Annotated in this window: 25 protein-coding genes; 21 read left to right on the forward strand and 4 right to left on the reverse strand. The window is 53.4% G+C overall.

Annotated elements, in window-relative coordinates; translation table 11 throughout:
• The first annotated feature begins 104 nt into the window (after positions 1-104).
• The 7 genes from MHH28_RS05315 (at position 105) to MHH28_RS05345 (ending at position 6,274) form a co-directional block, all read left to right on the forward strand.
• The gene (locus MHH28_RS05315) at positions 105-929 is read left to right on the forward strand and encodes a GNAT family N-acetyltransferase (protein ID WP_405112743.1); all 825 of its coding nucleotides are present in this window, start codon (positions 105-107) and stop codon (positions 927-929) included.
• A gap of 61 nt (positions 930-990) precedes the next feature.
• Positions 991-1,551 carry an AAA family ATPase gene (locus MHH28_RS05320; protein ID WP_405112745.1) on the forward strand — a complete coding sequence of 187 codons (561 nt, stop codon included), beginning with the start codon at positions 991-993 and terminating at the stop codon, positions 1,549-1,551.
• A 142-nt stretch (positions 1,552-1,693) separates the two neighbouring features.
• Positions 1,694-2,677, forward strand: coding sequence for an aldo/keto reductase (locus MHH28_RS05325; RefSeq protein WP_405112747.1), 984 nt, complete (start codon positions 1,694-1,696; stop codon positions 2,675-2,677).
• A gap of 9 nt (positions 2,678-2,686) precedes the next feature.
• Positions 2,687-4,723 (forward strand): GTP-binding protein, encoded by a 2,037-nt coding sequence (locus MHH28_RS05330; protein ID WP_405112749.1) that lies wholly within the window; start codon positions 2,687-2,689, stop codon positions 4,721-4,723.
• Positions 4,716-5,117: an NUDIX domain-containing protein gene (locus MHH28_RS05335; RefSeq protein ID WP_405112751.1), complete on the forward strand. Its 402-nt coding sequence runs from the start codon at positions 4,716-4,718 to the stop codon at positions 5,115-5,117. The genes MHH28_RS05330 and MHH28_RS05335 overlap by 8 nt, the downstream gene beginning before the upstream one ends.
• 209 nt (positions 5,118-5,326) lie before the next feature.
• Positions 5,327-5,752: a DMT family transporter gene (locus tag MHH28_RS05340; RefSeq protein ID WP_405112752.1), complete on the forward strand. Its 426-nt coding sequence runs from the start codon at positions 5,327-5,329 to the stop codon at positions 5,750-5,752.
• A gap of 18 nt (positions 5,753-5,770) precedes the next feature.
• Entirely contained in the window at positions 5,771-6,274 is a 504-nt protein-coding gene (locus MHH28_RS05345) for a DMT family transporter (protein WP_405112754.1), read from the forward strand.
• 395 nt (positions 6,275-6,669) lie between these two features.
• Here the strand turns inward: MHH28_RS05345 and MHH28_RS05350 are convergent, their stop codons facing one another.
• Entirely contained in the window at positions 6,670-7,719 is a 1,050-nt protein-coding gene (locus tag MHH28_RS05350; RefSeq protein ID WP_405112756.1) for an anthranilate phosphoribosyltransferase, read from the reverse strand.
• A gap of 12 nt (positions 7,720-7,731) precedes the next feature.
• Positions 7,732-8,328, reverse strand: coding sequence for an ANTAR domain-containing response regulator (locus tag MHH28_RS05355; protein ID WP_405112758.1), 597 nt, complete (start codon positions 8,326-8,328; stop codon positions 7,732-7,734).
• Between the two features lie 339 nt (positions 8,329-8,667).
• On the opposite strand from MHH28_RS05355, the gene nirB reads away from it, so the two are divergent.
• The 5 genes from nirB to MHH28_RS05380 all read left to right on the forward strand — a co-directional run bounded on the left by nirB (position 8,668) and on the right by MHH28_RS05380 (position 13,654).
• Entirely contained in the window at positions 8,668-11,097 is a 2,430-nt protein-coding gene (gene nirB / locus MHH28_RS05360; protein ID WP_405112760.1) for a nitrite reductase large subunit NirB, read from the forward strand.
• A gap of 18 nt (positions 11,098-11,115) precedes the next feature.
• A complete protein-coding gene (nirD, locus tag MHH28_RS05365) occupies positions 11,116-11,427 on the forward strand; it encodes a nitrite reductase small subunit NirD (protein WP_341186810.1) in 312 nt (103 codons plus the stop codon).
• 37 nt (positions 11,428-11,464) lie between these two features.
• Complete coding sequence (locus tag MHH28_RS05370; RefSeq protein WP_405112762.1) at positions 11,465-12,334, forward strand: formate/nitrite transporter family protein; 870 nt, start codon at positions 11,465-11,467, stop codon at positions 12,332-12,334.
• Positions 12,331-13,098: a uroporphyrinogen-III C-methyltransferase gene (gene cobA, locus MHH28_RS05375; protein WP_405112764.1), complete on the forward strand. Its 768-nt coding sequence runs from the start codon at positions 12,331-12,333 to the stop codon at positions 13,096-13,098. The genes MHH28_RS05370 and cobA overlap by 4 nt, the downstream gene beginning before the upstream one ends.
• A gap of 235 nt (positions 13,099-13,333) precedes the next feature.
• A complete protein-coding gene (locus MHH28_RS05380; protein WP_339256587.1) occupies positions 13,334-13,654 on the forward strand; it encodes an iron-sulfur cluster biosynthesis family protein in 321 nt (106 codons plus the stop codon).
• A gap of 79 nt (positions 13,655-13,733) precedes the next feature.
• Here the strand turns inward: MHH28_RS05380 and MHH28_RS05385 are convergent, their stop codons facing one another.
• Positions 13,734-14,492 (reverse strand): SDR family oxidoreductase, encoded by a 759-nt coding sequence (locus MHH28_RS05385; RefSeq protein WP_405112766.1) that lies wholly within the window; start codon positions 14,490-14,492, stop codon positions 13,734-13,736.
• Positions 14,493-14,628: 136 nt separating this feature from the next.
• Here MHH28_RS05385 and MHH28_RS05390 point away from each other — a divergent pair, with 136 nt between their 5' ends.
• The 3 genes from MHH28_RS05390 (at position 14,629) to MHH28_RS05400 (ending at position 17,820) form a co-directional block, all read left to right on the forward strand.
• Positions 14,629-16,002: a sedoheptulokinase gene (locus MHH28_RS05390; RefSeq protein ID WP_405112768.1), complete on the forward strand. Its 1,374-nt coding sequence runs from the start codon at positions 14,629-14,631 to the stop codon at positions 16,000-16,002.
• A gap of 132 nt (positions 16,003-16,134) precedes the next feature.
• Entirely contained in the window at positions 16,135-16,770 is a 636-nt protein-coding gene (locus MHH28_RS05395; protein ID WP_405112770.1) for a type 1 glutamine amidotransferase family protein, read from the forward strand.
• Positions 16,771-16,902: 132 nt separating this feature from the next.
• Positions 16,903-17,820, forward strand: a complete 918-nt coding sequence (locus tag MHH28_RS05400) for a class I SAM-dependent methyltransferase (RefSeq protein WP_405112772.1) — start codon at positions 16,903-16,905, stop codon at positions 17,818-17,820.
• Positions 17,821-17,843: 23 nt separating this feature from the next.
• Here the strand turns inward: MHH28_RS05400 and MHH28_RS05405 are convergent, their stop codons facing one another.
• On the reverse strand, positions 17,844-18,437 hold the full coding sequence (locus tag MHH28_RS05405) for a hypothetical protein (RefSeq protein WP_405112773.1): 594 nt from the start codon (positions 18,435-18,437) through the stop codon (positions 17,844-17,846).
• 132 nt (positions 18,438-18,569) lie between these two features.
• Here MHH28_RS05405 and MHH28_RS05410 point away from each other — a divergent pair, with 132 nt between their 5' ends.
• The 6 genes from MHH28_RS05410 (at position 18,570) to MHH28_RS05435 (ending at position 26,675) form a co-directional block, all read left to right on the forward strand.
• Entirely contained in the window at positions 18,570-19,052 is a 483-nt protein-coding gene (locus MHH28_RS05410; RefSeq protein WP_405112774.1) for a GNAT family N-acetyltransferase, read from the forward strand.
• Between the two features lie 122 nt (positions 19,053-19,174).
• Positions 19,175-21,328, forward strand: coding sequence for a hypothetical protein (locus tag MHH28_RS05415; RefSeq protein ID WP_405112776.1), 2,154 nt, complete (start codon positions 19,175-19,177; stop codon positions 21,326-21,328).
• Entirely contained in the window at positions 21,329-21,814 is a 486-nt protein-coding gene (locus MHH28_RS05420; protein WP_405112778.1) for a hypothetical protein, read from the forward strand.
• Positions 21,815-21,958: 144 nt separating this feature from the next.
• Positions 21,959-22,072: a hypothetical protein gene (locus MHH28_RS05425; RefSeq protein WP_405112780.1), complete on the forward strand. Its 114-nt coding sequence runs from the start codon at positions 21,959-21,961 to the stop codon at positions 22,070-22,072.
• Entirely contained in the window at positions 22,050-22,478 is a 429-nt protein-coding gene (locus tag MHH28_RS05430; protein ID WP_405112783.1) for an SMI1/KNR4 family protein, read from the forward strand. The genes MHH28_RS05425 and MHH28_RS05430 overlap by 23 nt, the downstream gene beginning before the upstream one ends.
• 294 nt (positions 22,479-22,772) lie before the next feature.
• The gene (locus tag MHH28_RS05435) at positions 22,773-26,675 is read left to right on the forward strand and encodes a discoidin domain-containing protein (RefSeq protein ID WP_405112786.1); all 3,903 of its coding nucleotides are present in this window, start codon (positions 22,773-22,775) and stop codon (positions 26,673-26,675) included.
• Positions 26,676-26,744 lie beyond the last annotated feature (69 nt).

A 26,744-nucleotide genomic window follows, 5' to 3' on the forward strand; every position in this document is an offset into this window, starting at 1 on the left:
TTGAAGAGATTCCAGGAGCTATGGAGATTCTGAGGCCGTAGCTCTTTGTGTGTGCGCAATGTACGCGAAAACAGCTGCTATCGCACTGGCATGGAGGAGATACAATGAATGGGCTGATTGAACTGACACCGGAGGACTATCCTGCGGTTTATGATCTGTACAATGTTAAGAAGCAACACATTCCCGCCTTATCTGTCCTGCTGGAGAACTATCCCGGGCGGGTATTTGCCGATCATCCCGAAGCGCCAACACTGGCGGTGGTCTGGGCTACAGGAAGATGGATGTATGCTGCCGGAGATATCGGTACAGAGACCAACCGGATGAAGCTAATCAGCTTCTTGCAGACTGTAGTCGTGCCTGATTGCCGGCAGAGACAAGAGAAATGGTTCGAGATTTATACGGATGATCGTGAGACATGGACAACACTATTCAAGCTTGGAGTTGCCGGACTGAGCGTAGACAGACATATGGAGTCGGTTTATGAGTTCAATAGCGAACGATTTTTTCAACTGAACAACCCGGTTGCTGCTGGCTCCTCAGAGGGTGATGTATGTGTCACCTACGAGGAATTTCCCGTTCTCGCCCAACAGCATCAAAGTGTATATGCAAGAGATGACAGGTTCAAGGGGTTGACAGCCACCGGTGCTGTAGTGAGGGTCAGGGATAAGGTCGTCACTATCTGTAAAAACAACGGCTTCATCGTGGATAACAGATACTTCGTAGATGTAGATACTTATGCAGAATCGGAGCGCGGGAAGGGCTATGCTACGCTTGCTGCCGCATCGTTAATTAGTCACTATCTTGCCCAGGGAATGCTTCCTTTATGGGAAACTACGCACGAAAATATAGCTTCACATAAGCTCGCGCTGAGGCTCGGTTTCGAGCCGGTGGAGAGCTATCCGGTATTTGCTTTTGTCATAGAAGAGTAGACTTAGTTGCTGAGAGAGTACAGAAGAGCTAAGTACCTTTTATCGTAGAGGAGCGGTATTAATGAATAGGTTAGCAATCCTTACAGTCGGTAAAACGCATAGCGGGAAGACCACATTTGCCAGAGAATTAGAGCGGAGCTTACCTGAATCAGCCGTTATTGACCGGGATGATCTGGCTGAATTCATCAATACCCGGTACGAAAGCCTGCTGCCCAAGCAAGGGGCGAATACGCTCAAGGACGCTCTGACCCGAACGTTAGTGGATTATGCCGTTCATGAGTCGGAGCAGCACATCATCATGTGTAACAATAACTCCAATAGGGAAGGCCGGCTGCGAATGCTGGATTGGTTTCACCAGAAGGGATTGGTTAGTGTGCTGGTATATTTCAATCTGCCGGATGAGCTGCTGTATTCGCGTATAGCGAGTAGTGAACGGAGTACAGCTATCCTTAGAAAATCAAAAAGCTTCGATGTAGTGCTGACCCGGCAAATCGCGGATTCACAAAATGGGCTGGCGCAGCAGCCAACAGAGAGTGAGTCGGAGTATCTGTTTGTAATCAACGACAGCGAAGAAGTACCCGGTACGATTCAGAAGATCGTCCAGATTGCACGGAGCTTATAAGTCATTGGATGCAGAGTAGCGCGGCGGGATGCCCCAATGTATGTTCAAGAGGAGCCACGAGCTGGACCTGACTGCCCAGACCCTTCATAATAAGAAGAGTTGTGAACGGTTCCACACTAACTCATAAACGGAGGTTCATAGGATGAAATACCGCGAGCTGGGAAATACGGGTCTGTCTGTCAGTGAGGTCAGCTTTGGCACTTGGGCGATTGGCGGGGATTGGGGCAGCAGCAAGGATGAGGACGGTCTGAGAGGCTTGCAGGCGGCGATGGAGCAGGGCGTGAATTTCTTCGATACGGCAGATGTCTATGGCGGCGGCCATGCGGAGGAGCTGCTCGCCAAGGCGACCCGGGGCAAGCAGGATGAGATACATATTGCCACGAAGTTCTGCCGCGCCGGAGATATCCATGACCCGGAGAATTACTCCGCGCGCCGGATCAGTGAATACTGTGGGCAGAGCCTGCGGCGTCTGGAGCGGGAAGCGATCGATCTGTACCAGATCCATTGTCCGCCGATTGAGATTCTGCGCGATGGCAGCGTGTTCGCGGCGCTGGACCAATTGAAGGCCGAGGGTAAAATCCGTCACTACGGCGTCAGTGTAGAGACTATCGAGGAGGGCTTGCTCTGCCTGGAGTATCCGGGAGTTGCGGCACTTCAGGTGATCTTCAATCTGTTCCGCCAGCAGCCGGCACGGGAGCTATTGCCGACGGCTGCGGCTAAGGGTGCAGGAATTCTTGTGCGTCTGCCGCTGGCCAGCGGTCTGCTGACCGGCAAGTTCACAGCGTCCAGTACCTTCCAGGAGAACGACCACCGCAGGTTCAACGCAAACGGAGAGCAGTTCAATGTGGGCGAGACTTTTGCCGGGCTGCCCTTTGGTAAGGGGGTTGAGCTGGCGCAGAAGCTGGAGTGGATCGCTGAAGGACGCAGCAATATGGCACGGGCCTCCATGCGCTGGATTCTGGACCATCCGGCTGTCAGCTGTGTGATTCCGGGCTTCAAGAATGAGGCTCAGGTGAACGATAATCTGGCCACACTGGAAGTACCCTCCTTCAGCTCAGGGGAGATGGAGCGCCTGGATGCCTTTTACCAGTCAGAGGTAGTTCCGCATATCCGTGGAGAGGTGTAGCAGCGCTGTATGAATATAACTGTCGGACTGCTTGCCCATGTAGATGCCGGGAAGACGACCTTCGCCGAGCAGCTGCTCTATCATACCGAAGCCATCCGCAGCAGGGGGCGCGTGGACCATCAGGATACGTTCCTGGATACCCATGAGATTGAAAAAGCACGCGGGATCACCGTCTTCGCCGATCAGGCGGAGTTCACTTATAAGGATGCCCGCTATTTCCTGCTGGATACACCGGGCCATGTCGATTTCTCCCCGGAGATGGAGCGCTGTCTGCAAGTGCTGGACTATGCAGTCGTTATTCTCAGCGCGGTGGAGGGTGTAGAGAGTCACACCGAAACGCTCTGGCAGCTGCTGCGCCAGCACCGGATTCCCACCTTGTTCTTCATTAACAAAACCGACCGCGCAGGCAGCGACCCTGAACGTGTCCTGGAAGAGATCCGGCAGCTGCTTAGCGGCGATGCCCTGCTGCTGCCGGAGCAGCCGGAAGCCGCGTGGACCGAGGAGATGAAATCATTCCTTGCCGAACGCGAGGAGATGCTGCTCGATCCCTATCTTGAAGGCACGCTGACGGATAGCGATTGCCTTAGTGCGCTAAGGTCTATGGTGAAGCGCGGAGAGATCTTTCCGTGTATGCAGGGCTCGGCGCTGCTGGACCAGGGCGTGGGTGAATTTCTGGAGTTTCTGGATGCGCTCACCTTCACGGAGTACGATCATACGCTGCCTTTTGCCGGGAGGGTCTATAAGATCCGCCACGATGCCAGAGGGACACGTATCACCTACATCAAAGCCCTTCAAGGCGTGCTGAAGAACCGCGAGTTCTTGACGTATGGACCCGAAGCAGAACAAATATCCGAACGGATTACCGGAATCCGCAAGTACAACGGTACCGCTTATAGCGCTGCGGACTGGGCCGCCGCCGGGGAATTATTCGCGGTAGTCGGCCTTAGTGCGGCCTTGCCGGGTGCAGGAGTGGGAGCCATCCGGGATGTTCAGGGCAGCGGACTCATTCCCACCCTGAAATCCAAGGTGCTCTACAAGCCGCCCGTGCACTTGAAGGAGCTGACACATGCCTTCGGACAACTGGGCGCGGAAGACCCGTCACTGAATGTGAGCTGGGACGAAGAGCTCCAGGAGCTGCATATTCATGTGATGGGCGGGATACAGCTTGAGATTCTGGAGCAGATTGTGGCGGAACGGTTTCAGCTTAAGATCTCGTTTGGCCCGCCGGAGATTCTCTATAAGGAGACCATTGCCGGTACGGTCTATGGCTGCGGGCATTTCGAGCCGCTAGGCCACTACGCCGAGGTTCATCTGATGCTTGAGGGCGGGGAACGGGGGAGCGGGATCACCTTCATGAACCGCTGCCACCCGGATGATCTCGCGGCAGGCTATCAGCATCAGATTGAGCAGCATCTGCTGGAGAGCGGCCATCACGGCCTGCTGACCGGTTCTCCGCTGACGGATCTGAAGATCACCCTGCTTACGGGAAAGGCGCATAATAAGCACACGAGCGGCGGCGATTTCCGGGAAGCAGCTTACCGGGCCTTGCGTCAGGGGCTGGAGCAGGCAAAGAATCTGCTGCTGGAGCCGGTCTACGACCTGAAGATCCGGATAGATCCGGACGATGTGGGAAAAGTTATGAGTGATATCCAGCAGGCCGGCGGCCGCTTCCATCCCCCGGACATTACACCGTCCAAAGCCGTAATTACCGGCACGGTTCCGGCGGCAAGCTTCATGAATTACGGGGTGAGACTGGCGGCGATGACGCAAGGCAAAGGAGCGATGTCGCTCAGAGTAGCCGGATATGAGCCCTGCCACCAGACCGGGGCGGTGGTGGAGCAGCGGAATTATAATAAAAATGCGGACCCGGCCTACTCCTCGGCGTCTATTTTTTGTGCCAAGGGTGAGGGGTATGCCGTGCCCTGGGAAGAGGCCGGACAGCATATGCATGTTCAAGCAGCAAGCAGGAACGGCTACACGGTTCTTAAGAGAGCAGTACCGTTTCAGTGTGAAATCGAAGGAAAGGTGCAGATTAACAATGACTAATGTAATAGATAAGGTAGCCTGGATCTATGTGGTGGACGGCAAGGTGCTGGGCGCGCGTTCCCAAGGCAAGGACACCTATTATTTTCCCGGCGGCAAGCGGGAGCCCGGTGAGACGGATGCCGAGACCCTGGTCCGCGAGATTGAGGAAGAACTGTCGGTTCAGATCCTGCCGGAGACGATTGCGGAGTTCGGAAGCTTCGAGGCCCCGGCACATGGCAAAGCGGAAGGCATTCTCGTGCGGATGACCTGCCTGACCGCAGATTACACAGGCGAGCTTACCCCGGCTTCAGAGATTGAAGAGCTGGCCTGGTTAACCTATGAGGACATCGACCGGGTGTCGGCAGTCAGCGTCATCATCATGGACAAGCTGCGGGAGATGGGCCTTATCTCCTAAGAGTCAGGCGTGCAATTATCTTGTGCCGAAAAGTCTATGCAAGCCCGTTTCGAGCCGAAATCCGGCCTGAAACGGGCTTGCTGTCTCTTTAGCAGGCCGAAGCAAGCGGCTCAGCACAGATGTTTTCAGATTGAAGGACATATGTCCTTTTCCAATCCGGCGAACTGGCTTTTAATAAGTACAGAGAAGCAAAAAGAGGAGAGAGACAGATGAGAGGGATCATATTCGCATTTTTGGCCGGAGCCTGCATTACCCTTCAAGGGGTAGCCAATGCCAGAATCAGCCAGGATATCGGCACGTGGCAGGCGGCAACCATTACCCAGCTTACCGGATTCATCATGGCGTTAGCGATAGCGCTAATCGTACGGGACGGCAAAAAGCACGGCTTCCGCAAGGTTCATCCGTTATACATCAGCGGCGGCGGTCTGGCCGCCTTCGTGATCTTCAGTGAGGTGACGGCCATTCAGAACATCGGGGTTACGCTTACGATCTCGGCGCTGCTGATTGCCCAGCTCTGCCTGACGTTTATCATTGACATCAGGGGCTGGTTCGGAGTCGTCCGGCAGAAGATGAAGCTGCCGCAATTTATCGGCATCGGGATGATGATTCTCGGGGTAGTTGTACTGAAGTTCTAAACGAAGGGAGCAAGGGATATGTTAGCAGGATTAGTACTTGCACTGATCGCGGGCGCGCTGGTCAGTTTACAGAATATTTTCAACACCAAGGTTAATGAGCACACGGGCTCCTGGTCAACTACTACACTGGTGCTGGGCATGGGCTTCGCCGCCTCCCTCGTCATGGGGCTGATTATGGAAGGAAAAAACATGTTCACGCTCCAGCACATGCAGCCCTGGTACTGGTTAAGCGGAATGATCGGCGTGGGGGTCGTGATCTGCCTCGTCCAGGCCACCAGAATCCTTGGCGCCACCTATGCCATCTCGATTGTACTAACTGCCCAGCTCGGCTTCGCCTTGCTCTGGGATTCAATGGGCTGGCTGGGCCTAGCGAAGGTTCCATTCTCGTTCAACCAGTTGATCGGCGTGCTTATTATCGTAGGGGGGATATTGGTGTTCAAGCTGGGAGGCACAAGTGATGCCAAAGATCCCGCCGGTGCCCCCGGTTCCGGCAAGCCGCAGGGTGCGCTGCATACGGATTAACGGAAGCATTTGCAGTAACGGAAAAGAGCGTGCACCGCAGGAATGCGGGTGGCACGCTTTTTTTTGGGGATGTGTGTGGAAAACCGAATACAATGGTGGCTGCGAGGGCGCGTGGGCCGATTGTGTGCGGAAAACCGAATACATTGGTGGTTGCGAGGGCGCGTGGGCCGAATGTGTGCGGAAAACCGAATACATTGGTGGTTGCGAGGATGGCGGGCCGGACACTAGGCAAGGGGAGTGAATCAAGTGCTGAAGTGCACCCGAATTCGCCATACACAGTCGAAAGCGGCAAATGAGGTGCAGAAGTGCACCTGGATTTCCAGGAGGCAGCCCTACAAGTTTGTGTGCACCTCACATAACTGGGGAACGTAGAAGCCGGGCTCTGCCGGCCACTCTCAACCCTGCCCTAGTGAAGCGGCCCTTCTGCCCGCCAGTGTGTGCTGCCAGCGCTGATAGGTCGCCCAGGCTTGACCGTTATCCAGCAGAGGCTTGCAGGTATAGACGCCTTCCTCAATCGAATCCACACGCCCGGCGGCATGAAGTCTGGCAGCGGCGTTAAGCAGCGTCTGGTTGTAATAGGCCATATGCCCGCCGCCTTGCAGGACCTCCTCTGCCGTACGAAGCTGCCGGAGAGCGGTCCATTCCTGCTCCGCAGGCACGGGGACCTCCAGGCCAAGCGACTCGGGGTCGATGATATCCAGCTCCGCCGCTCCATCCTGAATCCGGTATATGCGGTTCGGGCGGTCAATGTACAGATCCTCCGAGCCTTCCACACCTTGCACCACCAGCCCCTGCTGATAGCCGAGCTTCACAATGAGCCGGGAGATCCGGTCGAATACCGTATTATGGAATATACCGAATACAATGCACGGTGAGCAGGAATAGTCGATCAGCTTCTCCGCCGTATTGAAAATCGTCCGCATCCCAATGTCCTCCCGGAGTCCGCGAAGCTCCCCCAGCGGCGGGCACCACTGCTCGGACTTCACGAACAGAACCCCGCTGGCTTCGGCGGCATGAACCGCGTCACTGCGGCTCAGTCCGGCTATATCCACTCCGCTGGCCTGGACGATGTCCTGCAGCGTAATGCCCCATTTAGGCGGCAAGCCCGCTGAACCGTGCAGGGTAACCGGCAGACCTGCGGCCGACAGCAGAAAGGCCGTAGGGAAGGTAGCGATGAAGGAATGCACCCTGCCGTCATACGGACCGGCGCAGTCGATTCCCTGGTGAACAGGCTCACGGAAGGCGTATTTACGGCAGACTGCCACAAAAGCCTCCAGCTCCTCCAGGCTCTCCAGCTTCATGCGCTCTGCGATCAGGAACGCGCCGATCTGCACCGGCGAAGCGGCCCGAGTGAGTATGGCTTCGGCCGCATATTCGGCTTCCCCGTAGCTTAAATCCTTCGCACCGCGTTTGCCGCGGGCAACTTCCTTCAGAATATTAATCATATGGCGTTCTCCTTAAGTTTGATCCTGCAGCATCTGGTAGACCTTGACGATGGAGGTTGCTACATCCACGATCCGTTTGCGTTCATTCATCGCCTGCTTGCGCAGCAGGTCATAGGCTTCCGATTCACTGATATTCTTGGCTTTGGACAGAATGCCCTTAGCCATATCGATCCACTTGCGTTCCTCAATCCGGGAGAGCAGCTGCTCCCGCTCCTTCAGCCATTGCTTCCGCTCGAAGCATTGCCTGGCACTGAAATGAAGCGTCCAGTGAATCTCCGGCGGCTTCATGGCAGGGGACAGAATGCCGTCCACCATAATATCGTCGCCGCAGGCAGAGACGGAGAGGTTAGCGGTATGAGGGGTGCACCACCAGATTACCGGCGCGATCCTTTGCCGCACCAGCAGGGTTCTCCAATAGCTGATATCCGTCACCGGAAGATTGAGGATGAAGGCATCGGCATCGCCGATGAACGGGGCAGCCAGCTCCGGTGACGCTGCGCTTCCTACTACATAGCCGCAAGAGCTTAGGATGTGGTCAGGGCCTTCAGAGGAGCGCGCTTCTGCGGGATTCTCTGTTCCAGCAGGTTCTATAACGAGCAGGGAATGCATGGGGAACGACGCTCCTTTTACCTAAGAATAGAGACATCTTGTATGATTGCTTACAATCCGATTACAGGATAGTTTATGTTATATTATATAACACTAATTCGGCGTTCTTGTCGATAAATTAAATTAATTAAATTTTATATGTCATAATTATTGACGTATCGTAGGCGGCTGTAGTATATTCGTTTTAACAAATTCAACAATTCACGAATACAACGATGTATTCGGCTGAAGCGGCAATGGCGCCTGCTCTCACTTATATCGCTTACGGGAAATGTATCTTTTCCGGGCGGAGTGAAGCGGGCTATTTCTGTTGTGCACCTGGAGAGGAGAGAGATACAGATGACAGTGAAGCGTAAAAAACTGATAGTAGTCGGCAATGGGATGGCGGGGGTCAGAGCCATTGAGCATCTGCTCAAATTGGCGCCGGAGGCCTACGAGATTACGATTTTTGGCACAGAGCCTTATCCCAATTATAACCGTATCATGTTATCCTCCGTACTGGCAGGCGGGGCAAGCCTGGATGAAATCGTCATTAATGATCTCGCGTGGTACCAGAGCTTCAACATCAAGCTATATACCGGCCACACAGTAACTTCTATTAATACTACTGCACGTACAGTCAATACGGATAAAGGAGTTACCGCCGCGTATGACGAGCTGATTCTGGCAACTGGCTCCAACCCCTTCATGCTGCCGATCCCGGGAACGGAGAAGGAGAACGTCATCGCCTTCCGCGACATCAAGGATACGCAAATCATGCAGGACGTCTCGCAAAAATACAGCAAGGCGCTCGTCATCGGCGGCGGGCTGCTCGGACTGGAGGCGGCCAGAGGGCTGCTGCATCTGGGGATGGACGTCTCGGTGGTTCACATCCACGAGTATATTATGGAGCGTCAGTTAGACGAGGCGGCTTCCCGGATGCTACGTGGGGAGCTGGAAGCTCAGGGCATGAAGTTCCTGCTGAAGAAGCAGACCGAAGCCGTTCTCGGCAAAAAAAGGGCCAAAGGACTCCTCTTCGCAGACGGTGAAACGGCGGAGGCTGACCTGATCGTGATGGCTGTCGGGATCAAGCCAAATGTTATGCTTGCCCGGAGCAGCGGGATTGAGGTGAACCGGGGCATCGTGGTGAACGATTATATGGAGACCAGCCTGCCCGGCATCTACGCCGTCGGGGAATGTGCGGAGCATCGCGGTATTGCTTACGGCCTGGTGGCCCCGCTCTATGAACAAGGTGCTGTGCTGGCCAAAAGACTGGCAGGCGCCCCCACCGAAGGATACGCCGGTTCGGTGACTTCTACGAAGCTGAAGGTGTCCGGCGTCGATGTTTTCTCGGCAGGACAGTATAACGAGCAGCCTGGAACGAAAGCGCTCCGCTTCCAGGATGAGACGGAGGGAATCTACAAGAAGCTGGTCATCCAGGATGATAAGCTGATTGGTGCCGTACTGTTCGGCGATACGAATGACGGAGCGCAGCTCTTCTCGATGATCAAGAAGGGCGAGAATATCAAGGGGCGCGAGAAAGAGCTGCTGCTCGGCCTGGAGGCTGGTGCGCTGGCTTCGCCCAAGGGCAACCGGCTGGAGGGGATGCCGGATGACGAGATCATCTGCGGCTGCAACGGAGTCACGAAGGGAACCATTGCCGAAGCGATTACCGCCGGCGGCTGCACCAGTGTCGGACAGATCAAGGCCTGCACCAAAGCCTCTGCCTCCTGCGGCGGCTGTAAGCCGCTGGTAGAGGGACTGCTCCAGCTCTATGCCGGAGAGGCGGCCGTTACCGTCAAGGAGGGAATCTGCGGCTGCACGACGCTTGGGCGGGATGAGATTGTCGCCGAGATCAAGCGGATGAAGCTGACCACGGTGAAGGAAGTCATGCATGTACTGTCCTGGAGCAATGAGGAAGGCTGCCCGAAATGCCGCCCTTCGCTGAATTATTACCTGGGTATGCTCTGGCCGGAGGAATACGTGGATGAGAATGAATCCAGATATACGAATGAGCGCTACCATGCCAATATCCAGAAGGACGGGACTTATTCTGTCGTGCCGAGAATCTACGGCGGGGTCACTTCTCCTGCGGAGCTGATCAAGATAGCGGAGGTCGCGGTGAAGTACGATGTGCCGCTGGTCAAGTTCACCGGCGGGCAACGCCTGGATCTGCTGGGCGTGAAGAAGGAGGATTTGCCGAAGATGTGGGAGGAGCTGGATATGCCCTCCGGCCATGCCTACGGCAAAACGCTGCGCACTGTAAAGACCTGCGTAGGCTCCACCTTCTGCCGGTTCGGGACCCAGGATGCGCTGGGGATGGGGATTCGGCTGGAGAAGGCTTTTGAACGGCTGAATGCTCCGGGGAAGGTGAAGCTGGCTGTATCCGGGTGTCCGCGCAACTGTGCGGAAGCGACAATCAAGGACTTCGGGGTGGTGGCGATTGACGGCGGCTGGGAGCTCCATGTCGGCGGCAACGGCGGCGTTCATGTCCGGGCAACCGACCTGCTCTGCGTGGTGAAGACCGATGATGAAGTGCTGGAATGGGCAAGCGCGTTCCTGCAGTATTACCGCGAGCAAGCCGGATGGAATGAACGGACCGCACAGTGGATTGAACGCGTAGGCCTGGACAGCATCAAGCAGGCGCTGGAATCCCCGGAGGAACGGGCGGCGCTGGTGGAGAGAATTCAGAAGACGCTCAGCCTGACTACTGATCCATGGAAGCAGATTGTGAATACCCCGGAGCTGCGCAAGAATTTCGAAGCGATCTCGTTACCCGAGACGGTCTAAGGAGGAACCGAGATGACAATGACCAAACTGCTAATCGGCAACCTGAATGAGGTAGATATCAAAGGATCACGAAAATTACGGGTAGGCGATACCGAGATTGCCTTGTTCCGGCTAAGCAGCGGAGAGGTGCTGGCTGTAGAGAATAAATGTCCGCACAAGGGCGGGCTACTCTCGGAAGGCATGGTCTGCGGCTCCAAGGTGCATTGTCCGCTGCATGACTGGCGGATCGAGCTGCATACAGGCGAGGTGCAGGCCCCCGATACGGGACATGTGACTACCTATGAGGTGGAAGTCGATCACGCCACAGGCAGCTTGTACTTAACGATCTAATGCATTCATACAGGGACATGTATAAGGGGGATTCATAATGGACTATGTCAAACCAGGCGAAGTGCTGGGCTCCATGATTGAAGCGGGAAAAGCCAAAGCGGAACTGGGCATCATGCAGCTCATTGTCCGCGGCGGTCTCGGCGGTGCCATTCTGGCCTGTGCAACTACACTGGCCTTCACCGCTGCGGCACAAACCAAGATCCCTATGGTGGGCGCCATTCTTTTTCCGGTAGGCTTCGTGATGATTATTCTTCTCGGGCTGGAGCTTGTCACCGGCAGCTTCGCCTTGATTCCGCTGGCCGTGCTTGAGAAGCGGACCACCGTCAGACGAATGCTGGGGAACTATTTCTGGGTCATTCTGGGTCATTTGATCGGGTGTGCCGTCTATGCCGTATTATACGGGCTGACGATTACGAAGATGGGCACCGATCTGTCGAACCCCATGGTGCAGACGCTGATTACGGCAAGTGAAGGGAAGACGACGGCTTATCAGAGTCTGGGGGCAGAGGGAATTGGGCTGGCCTTCATCAAGGCGATGCTCTGCAACTGGATGGTTACGCTGGGGGCTGTCATGGCGATGACCTCAAGATCCACCTCCGGCAAAATCCTCGCCATGTGGCTGCCGATCCTGACCTTCTTCGGCCAGGGCTTCGAGCATACGGTCGTCAATTTCTTCGTCATTCCGGCGGGAATGATGCTTGGAGCGAATGTGACTATGGCGGACTGGTGGATCTGGAACGGCATTCCGGTGCTGCTCGGCAACTTTGCGGGAGGGCTGTTGTTCACGGGCCTGCTATTCTATTTATCGCAAAAAGGCAGCAGACCCGGAGCAATTGCGGCAGCAGAGCTTCCGGGACGTGTAGAAGCGGGGCTCCCGGGCACACCTGCCCTGGAGAAAAGCCTATGAAACAGGGGAGCATATCCATTGTAGGTGCAGGCCCGGGCGATCCCGAGCTGATTACATTGAAGGCGCTGCGGCGCATTCAACGTGCCGATGTGATTCTGTATGACCGGCTGGTGAATGAGGAGCTGCTGGAACATGCCAGGGGCGATGCCGTGCGCATCTACTGCGGCAAAGCGCCGGGTCTGCATTCGATGCCGCAGGAGACGACCGAGCGGCTGATGCTCCGCCATGCCGCAGCCGGAAGCCATGTGGTCCGGCTGAAGGGCGGCGACCCGTTTGTCTTCGGCAGGGGCGGGGAGGAAGCATTAGCCGCCGCCGCTGCCGGTATTTCCTATGAGGTGATTCCCGGAATCACCTCAGCGGTAGGTGCAGCCGCTTCTGCTGGCATTCCGCTGACCCATCGCGGTGTGGCGGCTTCCTTCGCCATCGTGACCGGCAGCCGCTGCCAGACCCAGGATTCGCCGCTGCGCTGGGATGCGCTGGCTCATGGTGTAGATACGCTTGTGATTTATATGGGCGTAAGCAAGCTGGGGGAGATATGCAAGGAACTGCTGGTACACGGCAAAGATCCGCAGACCCCGGTTGCATTAATTGAGAACGGAACAACGGTGCGCGAACGGATCGTAACCGGCATGCTTGGCAATATCGACAAGGTCGCCGCCGCGATGAAGATCAGCAATCCGGCCATGATCATTATCGGTGAGGTGGTCCAGGTCAGGGCGGAGCTGCTGAATCTGGAAGAAGCCGTACGTTCGCAGATCGGGTGAAGCAGAATAGGGCAGGTGCTAACATCTCCAGGCCGCGGGCCGGGTTATGGCAGCGCCTGTTTCTGTGTTATATTCAAAGGGAAGAATTCATCGCTGCTGCGGTATGCTGCGCTGATAGTCATATTTTCACATTCACAGTGACTGCTGTCACACGGGTCTGCTTAGATTAAGGACTATACTTGCCGCCTACAGATACAGCATACCGGACAGGTTGTCCTGAGAGGAGTAATTACAGATGCAGATTGAGCTTAATGCAATGACCCGCGAACGGCTGGAGCAGAGCTTGGCCGGGAAACCCGGGCAATTCAAAATGTTCTATGATACGGAGGATTGCGGCTGTAACGGCGTACTGGTCATCCGGGTAGTCAGCGAGCCTTCGCCGACAGATATTGTGTTTCAGACCGAGCCGTTCACCTTCCTGTGTGACCGCCAGCAGGAATTGCTGTTCGATGACGTTATGCGCCTCGAAGCAGAGGCCGGATATCCGGCCTACAAGCTGACAAGTGATTCCACCTTGTTCGGGAGCAACATTAGAGTGCAGGATGCACGGAGCTGAAGCAGAATAGGGCAGTTAAGAAAGAAGGCCATCTTCCCGCAGCATGGGAGAGATGGCCTTTGCTATGGGTCCAACAACCTTAATAAGCCGTCCATCCGCCGTCTGCGGTAATGACAGTTCCATTCACAAAGCCTGATTCCTCTGAAGCCAGGAACAAGGCGAGCTGTGCGATTTCGGCGGGCTGGCCCATCCGTGGATTAAGGGCCATACCCGGCTGTGTACGTTCCATGCCAAATGGATTGATATGGGTCATGGTGGAACCAATATTGGTCTCTACACCGCCCGGCGCAATCGCATTGCAGCGGATTCCCTTGGCAGCATACATGAATCCGGTATTCTTAGTGAAGCCGATAACCGCATGCTTCGAGGCTGTATAAGCTGCACCGGCCCGGGCACCGAACAGACCGCCTACCGAGGCAACGTTAATAATAACACCCTGTTGTTTTTCCAGGAAAATAGGCAGTACCTTGCGCGTAGCACGCATCACCGAAGTTGTATTAACGGCGAGCACCCGCTCCCAGCTCTCATCCTCAATATCACCCGCCGGTTCAAAGTTATCCATAATCCCCGCATTATTCACCAGAATATCTACAGTGCCGTAAGTGTTGACTGTACTGTCGATCAGATTCTGGATGTCAGACTCGTCTGCTACATTAGCTTGTACCGCTAGGGCTTCCCCGCCGCCTGCTTTAATATCACGAGCTACCGTCTCCGCAGCCTCCAGATGAATATCCGCTACTACCACCTTGGCCCCTTCCTTCGCATAAAGCACGGCAATCGCCTTTCCCATCCCGGATGCCGCCCCGGTAACTACTGCCACCTTGCTGTTAAGTCTCATTTATGTACCTCCGTTTATAGTTATACTTTCTCTGTTCTAGTATCTTTTGCTTCCTAGTGTTTTATGCGCCCGGTTGACGCTATCCTTCGCGAAGGCTTAACATATGGGCTATACAACAGGGAAGAGGATGGAGCCTATGATTACGGCTGGACTAGATATCGGAACCACATCCATCTCCGGGCTGCTATACGATCTAGAGAAGCGGACGATTCTGCATAGCCTTACGGAAGCGCAAGCGAGCCTGCCTTTCAGCCCGAATCAGGAATGGGAGCGGCTGCAGGACCCGGAATTGATTTTGAAGCAGGTGGGACGTATACTTGAACATCTGCTGGCGCACCAGCCGGAAGTAGCAGGCATTGGCTTAACCGGGGCGATGCATGGGATTGTCTATTTGGATAAAAGCGGGAGAGCCGTAAGTCCGCTCTATACCTGGCAGGATGGACGGGCGGGACAGCTCACCGGAGGGACGGGCAGTACTACCTATGCGCAGCAGTTCAGTGACCTTACCGGTTACACTGTAGCTCCCGGCTATGGACTCGCTACCCATTACTATAATGTGTGCCGGCAGCGTGTCCCGGAAGGAGCAGTCGGCTTCTGCACGATTGCGGACTATATTGCAATGAGGCTGGCGAACGGTGATGTACCGCTAATCGATGCAACACAGGCAGCGGGGATCGGGGGCTTCAGTCTGGGGACAGGGGATTTCGATAGAACCGCGATTAGTATGGCCGGGATCGATTGTTCGTTATTGCCGCAGGTCGTACCCTCCGGGACGGCAATCGGTAGCACATCACAAGGCATTCCCGTATACACCTCGCTCGGGGATAATCAGGCCAGCTTCCTGGGCAGTGTGCCGCAGTCCGGAGAATCCCTGCTGTTGAACATCGGCACAGGGAGCCAGCTGTCGGCCTGGCTGCCTCACTGCGTCAACACTCCAACCGCCATGGAGGTACGTCCGTTCCCTGGCGGTGGGGTGCTAATGGTTGGCGCAGCCCTTAGCGGCGGCAAGTCTTATGCCCTGCTGGAGGGATTCTTCCGGAAGCTGATCACCGCATACAGTGGAGAAGCGCCGGCAGATGTCTATTCCCTGATGTCCAGGCTGCTCAGTGAAGAGGTGCCGGGAAGCGGCAGCACAGGACTTACGGTGAACACACAGTTCCTGGGGACGAGGACAGACCCGGAGAAGCGCGGCAGTGTGCAGGGCATCACGCTGGAGAATTTTACTCCCGGCGGGCTGGCCCATGCTTTTCTGCAAGGAATGGTAGATGAGCTGCACGGCTTCCTGGCAGAGCTGGAACAGCAGGGCACGGCCACATTCAGCCGCCTTATAGGCTCAGGCAATGCGCTGCGGACGAATCCGGTGCTGTGCGCCAAGGCCGAAGCAGCCTTCGGACTGCCGCTTGAGCTTGGTGAACATGCTGAAGAAGCGGCGGTAGGGGCGGCGCTTTGTGCTGCTGTCGGCAGCGGGGAGATCTCCAGCTTCAGTGAAGCTGGGGCTTATCTTGGATAGTTGCAACACTAAGTAAACTTAAATGCGGCATCGCTGCATTCAGATTTGTATCCGCCAAACTTCCCTGACACCGTCTGTCAGGGGAGTTTTACTATAATAGGCTATATCAAATAGTGATGGGAGAGTTGCAATATGCAAAACAGACAAGCTTATCTATATGTATTCAATACGATGTCAGACTGGGAATACGGGTATTTGGCCGCTGAACTGAACACAGGAAGATACTTCAAAAAGGGTACAGCCCCTTTAAAAGTCATTACGGTATCCGCGACCAAAGAATCGGTTACAACCATGGGGGGACTGAGGGTTCAGCCGGATCTCACCCTGGATGAGTGTAGTTTGGCAAGCGGCGATCTATTGATTTTGCCTGGAGGGAATACATGGGGAGAGGCCGAGAATCAGCCAGTCTTGGATAGGGCCCACGATGCGCTCAAGCTCGGCGTAGTTGTTGCTGCTATCTGCGGAGCGACCGCGGCGCTGGCGGATAAGGGTTATCTGGATGCAGTGCCGCATACAAGCAACAACCTGGATTATCTGAAAATGGTCAGTCCCGGCTATAAAGGGGAAGCTTATCATGAGGATGGGCCTGTAGCTGTCAGCGGGAAGCTGGTCACGGCATCGGGCATCGCTCCGCTGGAGTTCGCGAGGGAAGTGCTAAGGGTCTTAGAGGTATTTGCTCCAGCAACCTTGGATGCATGGTACAGCCTTAACAAGACACATGAGACGGAATACTTTTTCCAGCTCATGGGCTCGTTAGATCAGGGGTAAACAGGAAATATTGTAACATCTATCATTGACAAAAAAATATTATATATGCTATAATTTACATATTGATATTTTGTGTATATAATAAGGTTCTCCCGGCCGGGGGGAATCTTATTTTTTATGGGGGAATTCCAGATGAAGCAGAACAAGTCCAGCGTGACTGCCTTAGTGTCCGCATTTGCCCGCGCCTATCACAGTCAGTATGACAGTCCCAAGATCTTCAATGATGATGTGGCGCCGAAGCTGATTACACCGCAGGAGTTCGCGGATATAAGCAGGAATATGGTGCAGGGGATTGCGTTCTTCAATCCCGAGATCGCGGAGAGGTACCAGGATGATCCTGACGCCATACTGAGATGGATTACCCAGGTTCAGTTATCCCCAACTCCGCTGGCCCGTGCGGCTTACTGTGAAGCTATCGTGCAGCATGAGCTGGAGCTGGGGCTGAAGCAATATGTGATTCTGGGGGCAGGGTTGGATACTTTTGCTTACCGTCATCCTGAACTCAGGGAGCAGCTGGAGATCTTTGAAGTGGATGCTCCGGCTACACAGGCGTTCAAGCAGCAGCGGCTCAGCGATGGACAGCTTGCGGTTCCGGGGAATCTCCACATGGTTCCCATGGATTTTACAGGCGGATTTGCTTATCCCAGTCTGCTCGCACAGGGGTTCGATCCTGAGGTCAAAACCCTATTCAGCCTGCTGGGCGTATCCTACTACCTCACGAAGGAGGAGAATGCCCACTTGATCAGCGCATTGTTCGCGAATCTGCCTGCCGGAAGCTCCATCGTGCTGGATTATGCAGATGAGCGGCTATGGGAGGAGCAGGGCTTGTCCGGCCGGGTCGGCAAAATGGTTCAGCTGGCTGCCGCCGGCGGCGAACCCATGCAATCCTGCTTTGCTTACGCGGAGATGGAGCAGTTGCTAGCTGAGGCCGGTCTCCTGGTCTACGAGCACCTGTCCCCGGAAGCCATCCAGGAGCGGTTCTTCGGTAACCGTTCGGATGACCTTGCTGCTTTTGAGACGATTCATTATATTCATGCGGTCAAGCGGTAGCGTCCAGATGTCATAATCCAGTATTAAGGCGTATCTCCATATATAAAAGCCTCCACCGCCGCGATCGCAACCTGCCGGTCGGGATGGGAATTGTCAATCTGCGCCACCTGTGCTGGCGGGAGCGGCCAGGCTATAGTGCGGCTGCCAAGGGAGGCGCTGAACTGCTCCCAATGGGCGAACTTCCACGCATCCAGTGGTGAGTGCCTGCCCTCTATCCGTTGACGGTACACGGCGGCATCTGACAGGCTTACCATGACTACCTTGACCTCAACTTCATCCAGCGTGCGTCCGATGCGCGCCAGCTCGCGGCCGATCCACTCCGGATCGGCCGCTTCTTTGGTGAAGGGCCCCACCACGAAGATATCGCTGGACAGACCGATATTATCGAGCGCGGCGTCCATAGTGATGCGGTAGCCGAGATCGCGGCATAATCTTTTATACTCAGCGGAATCTCTGTCATCGGGGTCCAGTCCATGCATGGTCATGATCGCGGTCGCTGCCGGACGCAGCAGAATATCCATATCGAACACCGCCGCCGGACGCCGGGCTGCAACAGCCTTGGCTAATGTGGTTTTGCCCGCCCCTCCGGGTCCGAGGAAAAATACCAGCTTGTTCATCTGTCTCACTCCTTATCCTACTTGCAAATTCCAGTATATCAGGCGCAACGTTAAGCGGGAAATGATAAGATAGATTAACTATACATCGAAGAAGGAATCGAAGCAGATAGAGGGTAAAAGGAGGACAACTATATGATCACCATCCGTCCCATTGAGCGCAGGGATAATGCAGTCATTGAGGGGATTATCCGGGAGTGCCTGATTGAATTCGGCGGCAACCGCGAAGGCTTGGCCTGGGCAGATGACAGCATGCATGACTTATATACCTATTATAATAGCGCGGCGAACCGGGCTTACTGGATTATTGAAGAGGACGGTCAGGTGCTTGGCGGCTGCGGGATTGCAGCTTTTGATGAAGCACGGCAGATCTGTGAATTGCAGAAAATGTACCTGTCCGCAGCCATCCGCGGCCAAGGCGTTGCAGCAGGGCTACTGGATACGGCGCTTGCTTTCGCTAAGCAGCATTACCGCAAGTGTTACCTGGAGACGCTGCTGACGATGCAGGCCGCTGGCCGTTTCTATGTCAAGCACGGGTTCAGCCGGATGGATGGCCCGCTTGCCGGTTCCGAGCATTTTGCCTGCGATGCATGGTATATCCGGGACTTACCTATCTGACCTCCTGTGGAACTATGGGCACTATGAAGAATTCACTTCTATCTAACGTAATGGAAAATAAATCCGATAATAAAGGGATATGTATATCATTAATGGATATATATTGAATCCTTAAATGTGTATTGGAATCCATTCTGGAGAAGGAAGCAGGGATCATAGTGTCTTCCACGAAGCTTGTATTTAACGAAGATGAAGTCAGGCGCCTGCAAACGAAGATCGGCCAGGTGAGTCAGGACACGAACCGGCTGTATCTTCAATTGAAGGGCCAGTCCAGTGGCTGGGGCGGCATTCCTATGGGCGATCATATGGTCAAGGCCCAGGTCCTGATCAATGAATTAACCGTAGAAGCGGAGAAATTGGAAGATATCATCCGGGTCGCCCTGAGAGGCGTATCAGAGCTGCAGGAAGAGAATAAACGGCAGGCGGACAAGTTGACGGGACAATTTAATCTTTTGTTCGCGGCCTTCGGAAGCTTGGGACTGCAACCAGCCGCCGGACGGTTCTCCATCCCCGAATTTGTGCAGCGAAGTGCGACGAACCTCATCACTTCGATTGCCGCTCTATCGGGAAAAGATGAGCTCAGCAGGGACCCGATGGTACAGCAGCTCAGGAGTTTTATTCAAACCTCCGGCCTGCTGACCGTAGAGAGTATCGCTGCACAAAGTAAACTGAACGATATCTTCGCGGCACGGAATCAGATCGCCAAGGCACAGATGGCCTTTAAGGTGTATCAAGCGTTCGGAAACCAGGCGCAGATGGAGGTTGTCCACGCGCAGGCAGAAGAGGCCCGGCAGAAGCTGGCTTCTCTAGGCATAGCCAAGATTTACTATGAAGCCGGTAAGGATCTAAGTGGCCATTACAGACAACCGGCGGTTACCGCCTGTGCGTATGAACCGTCGATCACAGCGGAGAAAGTTCCGTTACTACATAACGAAGAATATTTGCTGCTCCTGCGGCTGGCAATGGAGAAGAATGCCGCAGGAGCGTATGCGCGGGGTCAGCTTGCGGCGAAGCGGCAGGAAATTCAAACCGCAGCGGTTCTTAAGCAGGCGCAAGAGCAGATCGAAGCAGAGCGGCGGTTGAACGGGCCGCCGCTCACGTTGCCGGACGGCACGCCAATTACTGCAGACAACAAGGTCAATGAGACCACGTGGGACTTTTACGTTAGGAAAGTCCATGTGCCGAGTGAATTTCCGGCTCCGATACACACTTTGTATACCGGGTGGCTGGATGAGACTTACGGGCTTACACCAGTGGAGAGCCGAATACGCCAGTCGGGGGATGTGGTGCTGGCTTTTACCGAAGGCTTGGTAAAAGAGGTTGTCATGGGCGTGGCGGATACGGCAACCTTTGCCTTCAAGCTAGTGGTAGACCCGGTCAAAACCACCACAGAAATGAAGCAGCAAGCGCAATATCTGATTGACCATCCGGAAGTGCTGGTGGAAGCGGCTAAGATGGCGTATCATCAGTTTGACGAAGGCACCCCGGAAGAGAAGGCTGCCATGCTGGGCTCGGTCGCCGCCATCCTCGTCCCCGGATTCCAGGTCACCAAAGCAGGCAAAGCGGGTAAAACGCTGGGCGAAGTGCAAGAGGTCGTCAGCCAAGCTGCGAAGGATGCCCTGCAAGGGATTAAGCAGAAGCTTCCGAATCTGGGTCGGGTGGTACAGACGCCGGAAGGGTTTGTTTTCAAGATCGGGGAGATCCAGGGTACTCCAGCCTTGCCGAAGACGCCGGTGCAGCAGCGGTATATGGATGGGTTGGAGGGAAAGGAACAACCGCTTAGTAATGGGAGTGTAATTAAAGACGGGAATAAAACAAAATATACGAACCCTTCGGGAAATGAAGTAATTTGGTCTGATCAACATCCGAAAAATATTAGTCGTGATATTGAGACGTTCCTTAATAGTCCTAATATAGGTAAAGCTACTGAGGGGAAAGTTGCAAAATTTGTTTCCGAACAAAAGGAAGTTACAGGTTTTGGACAAAAAGTTCAGAGGGCTGATAAAACGCCAGCTGGAGATTTTGATGTGATGACAAAAGATGAAATTATTGAAGTAAAAGCTTCTGCTGGCGCTTTAAAAGTGGAGCAAATTGAAAAGTATACTAAGACAACTCACAAAGATTTTTTGAATCCAGAGAATAAAAGAGTTATTGTTTACATTGAAGAACCGTTGGTTAACTTAGCACCTGAACAAATACTAAAATTAAATAAGATTAAAGATATGGGGGCAATTGTAGTGAACTCACTTGAAGAATTGAAAGGAGTTTTAAAGTAGATGGGAACTTCATCATTTTTTTTAGTTGAAAGAGACACTTATTCACTAGATGATTTATTATCGTCAGTAATGTTAGCTTCATTTAAATCTGATGCCATGCTTTTTTATAAGAATGAAAAATACTTTACTGAAGAAAATCATTTTAAATATACAACTATAAGTATTATGTATCATCCTGATACTGAAGAAAATAAATTTTTAATGTACATTGATGGAGTTGAGAATGACGGTCTGGCGTTTTACAATGACGGACAATTTTCTGGCTTGAATCCTTCACTGAATTTGTATCAGGTTGGTTGTATCGAGGATGTTGATGATAATGAGCAACTGCTTTTTAGCTTTGTTTATGAATACTTGAAGCTAAATCCAAAACAATATTATTGGTTGGGAGGTTATCATTGGGTCTATAGTTTAGAGGATATGAGGAAGCTAAAATCTCTGCCGTATGACCCGGATTGGTGTTATAAGAATCCTAGAGACAATTGATGTTACTGTACCAAAAAATCCTCAAGAAGATTTCAAAAAGGCAAATCTAGAGGCAGGTCTTAATAAGGATTCTGATCCACCTGTGCCAGCAATTAATAGCCTCCCGAAGGTTACACGTGGCATCACCATGAAGACGGAAAGACAATGATTCTTGTCGATGAAGACATACATAGAGAATTTAGACATATTGGAGGTCAGTCTGCAGTAATGGAAAAAATGAAGAAGGAAAGTAATTATGGCGAATATGGATCGAACTAACGAGAAAATAAATATAAATGAAATCCGTGAATTTGAAGGTCAATATGTTCTTAGTCTTCCTGAGCAGTATATTGATTTTTTACTTAAATATAATGGAGGGTATCCCGAAGCATCCACTTTTAAGATTTCTGATGAAGAGGGTGAAAGTGTAGTAAATAAATTTTACGGAATCGGTGATATGAAAGGAAACTTGGCAAAAGTGTTTGAGGTTTTAGATGGTGAATTACCTGAAGGATTTATTTCGATCGGCAGTGATCCAGGAGGAAATGAGATTTGTATAGGGGTTAGTAAGGAGTACTTTGGAAAAATATATTTCTGGATGCATGATATGGAGTCAGATGAAGAAATGGACAACATGTATTTTTTATCTAATAGCTTTAACGATTTCTTTGATAATTTATACTAAAATCGCACAAACAACCAACAATGCCACAATGCGAGCTAGCCGCCCGTGTTGTGGTCTTTTTTATCCTCTATTCTTGTCCATCCTGCTCATTGATCACTTTCATTGAATCACCTATCCTTTCCGTAGAAATAGCTCTTAAAGAGTTCCCTGCATTAATCCTATAATGAGTGTGTATTGCAGAGAGGGGAGGGTGGGCTGAGTTATTCATTAATTTTGTAAAAGTTGTAATCGCTATCATTAGAGGGCTGTGAATATCACTGTGTGTCGTTCCACATCAGATTAAGGAGGAATAGAATGCGCAACAAGTATGTTACATGGTCGCTTGTAGTTACGCTGCTCATCTCAACGCTATTCATGGCGGCCGGTCCGCTGACCCGTTCGTCGGCTGCTGGCGGAACGAATCTGGTTCTTAACAAAACCATTACCGCCAGCGGACAATCCCAGAATTATACGCCGGATAACGTTAAGGACAGTAACCAAAGTACGTATTGGGAGAGTACAAATGATGCTTTTCCCGGGTGGATTCAGGTCGATCTGGGTACGCTCACCAGTATAGACCAGCTTGTATTGAAGTTACCCGTTAGCTGGGAGACGCGGACCCAGACACTTGCGGTACAGGGCAGTGCGAACGGCACCAGCTTTACAGATATCGCCGGTGCAGCTGCGTACGAATTTAATCCTTCGGTGGCGGGCAACAGTGTCACGATTAATTTCACATCTGCCAATACGCGTTATGTCCGTCTGATGTTCAGTGCGAATACTGCCTGGCCTGCGGGCCAGTTGTCCGAGCTTGAAATCTACGGTGCCAGCTCCCCAACCCCTGCGCCTACAGACGGGCCTACTGCATCACCGGTTCCAGCGGGCACCTATGAAGCAGAGGCTGCTGCGTTATCCGGCGGAGCGCAAGTGAACACGGACCATGCCGGATACTCCGGCACAGGCTTTGTTGACAATTATTTGGCTCCAGGTCCGGCTACCACCTTCACGGTCAATGTGCCTGCGGCGGGTACACGGAACGTTACACTGAAGTACGCCAATGCAAGCGGAAGCGGCAAGACGATCAGTATTTACGTGAACGGAGTTAAGCAGCGTCAGACCACCCTGCCTAACCTGGCGAACTGGGACACCTGGGGCACGAAGACTGAAGCCCTCCCGTTGAATGCTGGCAGTAATAGCATTGCTTACAAATACGATGCGGGGGATACGGGCAACGTCAATTTGGATCTAATTACGGTAGCGTCTGCAATCATCGCCACGCCCGCACCTTCACCTACAGTAGCTCCCACTGCTGTACCTACAGCTACAGTAGCACCTACTCCCACACCAACTCCTACCCCGGTGCCAACAGTAGCTCCAACACCAACTCCAACAGCGACGGCTTCCCCTGGCGGCAATATTGCACTGGGTAAGACGATCAACGCCTCCTCCAGCACACAGAATTTCGTTGCTGCGAATGCGAACGATAACAACACGGCTACTTACTGGGAAGGCAGCGTGAATCCAAGTACCCTTACGCTCGACCTGGGAGCCAATTATACAATCTCATCGATTGTCCTGAAGCTGAATCCGGCGGCCGAATGGGCGGCCCGGACCCAGAACATTCAAGTACTCGGACACAATCAGAATTCGATGACCTTCAGCAGCCTCGTTTCAGCTCAGAGCTATACCTTCAATCCGGCTTCGGGCAATACGGTAACCATTCCCGTGACAGCAACCGTTAAGCGGCTGCAGCTTAATATCACTGCCAACTCTGGCGCACCTGCCGGACAGATCGCTGAATTCCAGGTATACGGTACACCGTCAGCGAACCCGGATCTGACGATTACAGGCATGAGCTGGACTCCTGCTTCTCCGGTGGAGACAGGCAGTGTAACTCTGAATGCAACGGTTAAAAACATTGGCAATGCCGCAGCAGCAGCCACCACTGTCAATTTCTACTTGAACAACGAACTGGCGGGTTCGGCACCGGTAGCGGCTTTGGCAGCAGGAGCTTCGGCATCCGTCTCCTACAATGCAGGAACGCTAACAGCCGGAACTTATCCGCTCAGTGCCAAGGTCGATGATGCAGGCCAGATTATTGAGCAGAACGAAAGCAACAATGGCTACATTAATCCTGCTTCCCTGGTCATTGCTCCTGTGTCCAGCTCCGACTTGACCGCAGCGACCTCCTGGTCACCGGGAACACCGGCTGCGGGGAGTAACGTGGCCTTCACCGTTAGTCTCAAAAATCAGGGCAACCTTGCTTCCGCAGGCGGTGCCCATGGATTAACTGTAGCCTTGAAGAATGCCGCAGGCTCTACTGTGCAGACCTTCACCGGCTCCTACACCGGCGTAATTGCTGCCGGGGCTTCGGTTCAGGTCTCTCTCCCCGGCACCTGGAGTGCAGTGAACGGAAATTACACGGTCACTACAACGATTGCCGCAGATGCTAATGAGGTAACAACCAAGCAGGCCAACAACGTGAACACTGCGAACCTGGTCGTATATGCTTTACGCGGCGCAAGTGTTCCGTACAGCCGGTATGATACAGAGGATGCAACCCGCGGCGGTTCGGCGGCGCTGAGATCTGCACCGAATTTCGATCAGACGCTGATTGCCTCCGAGGCTTCGGGACAGAGTTATGTGGCCCTGCCTTCTAACGGAGCTTATGCACAGTGGACAGTGAGAGCGGGGCAAGGCGGTGCCGGAGTCACCATGAGATTCACGATGCCGGATTCGGCAGACGGAATGGGTCTTACAGGTGCGCTTGACGTATATGTGAATGGAACCAAGGCCAAGACCATTCCGCTTACCTCGTATTATGCCTGGCAATACTTTTCTGGAGATCAGCCGGGGGATGCGCCGGGTGCCGGACGTCCGCTGTTCCGCTTCGATGAAGTCCACTGGAAGCTGGACACACCGCTTCAGCCCGGGGATGTAATCCGCATTCAAAAAAATAACGGAGACAGTCTGGAGTATGGTGTGGACTTCCTGGAGATTGAACCTGTACCGGCAGCCATCGCCCGTCCGGCCAATTCGGTATCGGTCACCGATTACGGCGCAGTGGCAGGAGACGGACAGGACGACCTGGCCGCCTTCAACAGTGCGGTTACAGCCGCCGTCACCAGCGGGAAATCTCTCTATATTCCGGCGGGAACCTTTAATCTGAGCAGCATGTGGGTCATTGGCTCGGTCAGCAATATGATCAACAACTTCACGGTCACCGGTGCAGGCTATTGGCACACCAATCTGCAATTTACGAATCCCAATGCAGCTGGCGGAGGCATCTCCTTCCGTGTTCAAGGCAAGCTGGATTTCAGCAATGTCTATATGAACTCGAATCTGAGATCCCGGTATAACCAGAATGCCATCTATAAAGGCCTGATGGATAACTTCGGCAACAATTCGGTCATCCATAACGTGTGGATTGAGCATTTTGAATGCGGCATGTGGGTGGGGGATTATGCGCGGACGCCGGCGATTTTTGCGAACAATCTGCTTGTAGAGAATAGCCGCATCCGCAACAATCTGGCGGACGGCATTAACTTCTCCCAGGGGACCAGCAATTCTACTGTCCGCAATACCAATGTGCGCAATAACGGGGACGACGGACTGGCCGTCTGGCCAAGCAATACGTTTGGGGCGCCGGATGGGGTGAATAATACTTTTTCGTACAATACGATTGAGAACAACTGGCGTGCCGGCGCTATCGGCATCTTCGGGGGCAGCGGTCACAAGGCGGATCACAACTACATTATCGACACGGTGGGCGGCTCCGGTATCCGGCTGAATACGACCTTTCCGGGGGCGCATTTCAACAGCAATACGGGGATGATTTTCTCGGATACGACGATTATTAACAGCGGCACCAGCCGTGACTTGTATGACGGGGAACGCGGGGCAATTGACCTTGAAGCTTCGTCTGACCCGATCAGGAACGTTACCTTCACCAACATCGACATCATCAATACCCAGCGTGATGCGATCCAGTTCGGATACGGCGGCGGCTTCTCAGGTATCGTATTTAACAACATTAACATTAACGGCACCGGCCTCGATGGAATCACTACTTCAAGATTCTCCGGCGCTCATAAGGGTGCGGCAATCTACACGTATACCGGCAACGGCTCGGCGACCTTCAACAACCTGACGACCAGCAATATCGCGTATCCAAGCTTGTATTATATTCAGAGCGGGTTTGGGCTGTCGATTCAGTAGGGACAAAGATTGATAAAGAGGGGCTCTGTGGAGCTCCTTTTCATTGTAAAGGTTCATTGGATTCTCCTT

Origin of the sequence: Paenibacillus sp. FSL K6-1217, assembly GCF_045040735.1 — a bacterium.
GTDB lineage: Bacteria > Bacillota > Bacilli > Paenibacillales > Paenibacillaceae > Paenibacillus_AQ.